The sequence below is a fragment of the Ferruginibacter sp. genome (assembly GCF_031391665.1).
Lineage (GTDB): Bacteria > Bacteroidota > Bacteroidia > Chitinophagales > Chitinophagaceae > Ferruginibacter.
In genome coordinates, this window is the sequence record NZ_JANMUN010000194.1 from 1 (window position 1) to 2422 (window position 2422).

Genomic DNA, 2422 nt, shown 5'->3' on the forward strand with positions numbered 1-2422 from the left:
ATATCAATAGCCTTCTGCAATACCTCAATTTCCAATGCAGATTTTATTGCTCTTAATTCTTTTAAAATTTTTGCACTGCGTTTATAATTATGTAATGGATAACGCTGCTTCATCATTTCGGCATAGCGGTAATCTCTTACACCAACTGTATTTGCTTTACGGTCGTTTTAATTATTGTTTAAATATATGGTATCGGCCCAATGTATCCAGGGTTGTAATGTACCATCTAAAGTATCGAGCCAAATAATAGTGCTAATGCCTGATATTGCAGTAGCTTCATTTACTCTTAAGCGATGACCATCCCATTTTTCTTTTAATTCGTTGGGTCTTACTAAAACTAAAACTTCCCGGTATTTTGCATCGGGGTTATCGGGATATAATATTAACATCGAATCTTCCTGCTCAATACCGGTGAGCCAAAGCAAGTCGCTGTTTTGTTTAAATTTATAAATGGCATCGCCATTCGAAGGCAACTCATCATTGCTGTTAAAGATGGCAATGGCATTCTTTTCCATTTTATTTACAAACCTTTTACGGTTCTCCACAAAAATTTGTGAATTAAGGGGAAGATATTTCATGCTTTGTTAGTTTATAGTGCAATATACATTTTTGGTTATTCCCACAGAAATTACACAACTGAAGAAAATCTGCCACGGATTACGCAGATTAACACGAATTATATGTGTTATCGGTGAAAATCTGTACAATTTGTGGCCAACCATTTTTGCTTAAGCAAAAGCAGTATTTAGCCAATTCACATTTTGGAGAATAATTAAAAAATATTCAATGCATTCAACTATTTCCTTACAATATTTGAACTTATTTAATAAAACAGGTTATAATTGAAATTACGCAAACGATTGCGTATAATAATTTTAATCCCTTCATTACGGCTTAAAGCTTCTAAAACTCACTTAGTATAACTTTGTGGCTCGATTGTAAAAGCTAAACCAAAAAAACCTTTCATGTCAGTACCAACGATGATTGCCCTGCCTAAAAACGCATTAGTAAATTTAGGGCTGCAACTTTGCGGCGATATACATTATCAATTAACACCCGAAGAATTAACCGAGCAAACCATACAGCGTGGCGAAGGCGTTTTAAACGATACCGGCGCTTTAGTAATTAACACCGGAAAATTTACCGGCCGCAGCCCAAAAGATAAGTTTACTGTAAAAGATGCCATTACCGAAAACACGGTACATTGGAACGATTTTAATATTGCGATTGAAGAAAAATATTTTTTTCAGCTAAAAGATAAAATGCTTAAATACTTAAGCGACAAAGAAATTTGGGTACGTGATTGTTATGCCTGCGCCGATGAAAATTATAAACTGAGTTTAAGGGTAATCAATGAACAGCCGTCGGCAAATTTATTTTGTTACAACATGTTCATTCGCCCCGAAGAAAAAGATATGGAAAATTTTGCTCCCAACTGGCACATAATACAAGCACCGGGCTTTAATGCAAACCCTGCAACAGATGGTACAAGAGCAGAAAATTTTGCCATCCTCAGTTTTACACATAAAACAATTTTAATTGGTGGCACCGGCTATACCGGAGAAATGAAGAAAGGCATTTTTACTATGCTTAATTATGTATTACCGCAGCGTGCCGATGTATTGAGTATGCATTGCAGTGCTAATTTAGGTAGGGATGGTGATACCGCAGTTTTTTTTGGATTAAGCGGTACCGGTAAAACTACACTTAGCGCCGACCCTAACCGTTTTTTAATTGGCGATGACGAGCATGGGTGGACGGATAAAAGTGTTTTTAATTTTGAAGGCGGCTGTTATGCAAAGTGTATTGATTTAAGTGAAGAAAAAGAGCCGGAAATTTATAATGCAATTAAGCCAGGTGCTTTGGTAGAGAATATTACTTTTATTGATGGTACCAATAAAATTGATTTCAGCAGTAAAAAAATTACAGAAAATACAAGGGTTAGTTATCCATTATATTTTATCAGTAACGCTTTAGAACCTTCAATTGGAAAAACTCCAAAAAACATTTTCTTTTTAACCTGCGATGCTTATGGTGTACTGCCACCCATAAGTAAGTTAACACCAGGCCAAACGATGTACCAGTTTATAAGCGGCTACACGGCTAAGGTAGCCGGTACCGAAGCTGGCGTTACCGAACCAAAAAGCACTTTCAGTGCCTGCTTTGGTGCACCTTTTTTACCATTGCACCCTGCAAAATATGCCGAGATGCTGGGTAAAAAAATGAAAGAGCATAATGTAAAAGTATGGTTGGTAAATACCGGATGGAACGGTGGCCCTTATGGCATTGGCAAACGCATGAAACTAAGCCACACCCGTGCCATGATTACCGCAGCGTTAGAAGGCCAGTTAGATAATGTAGAGTACGACACCACACCCTGGTTTAAACTGCACATTCCTAAAACCTGCCCTAATGTACCCAG

At 37.2% G+C, this 2422-nt stretch carries 2 protein-coding genes; one reads left to right on the plus strand and one right to left on the minus strand.

The features are described 5' to 3' along the window. Nucleotides 1-167: 167 nt before the first annotated feature. On the minus strand, nucleotides 168-578 hold the full coding sequence (locus ACY651_RS14465) for an aminopeptidase P N-terminal domain-containing protein (RefSeq protein ID WP_462253976.1): 411 nt from the start codon (nucleotides 576-578) through the stop codon (nucleotides 168-170). Nucleotides 579-965: 387 nt separating this feature from the next. Between ACY651_RS14465 and pckA the strand changes: the two genes are divergently transcribed. After that, the coding region (gene pckA / locus ACY651_RS14470; RefSeq protein WP_462253978.1) for a phosphoenolpyruvate carboxykinase (ATP) at nucleotides 966-2422 on the plus strand (1457 nt) is incomplete at its 3' end.

What these genes read in the sequence shown, in the direction of transcription:
- ACY651_RS14465 (WP_462253976.1), bottom strand. Translation starts at nt 578, where the DNA reads ATGAAATATCTTCCCCTTAATTCACAAATTTTTGTGGAGAACCGTAAA.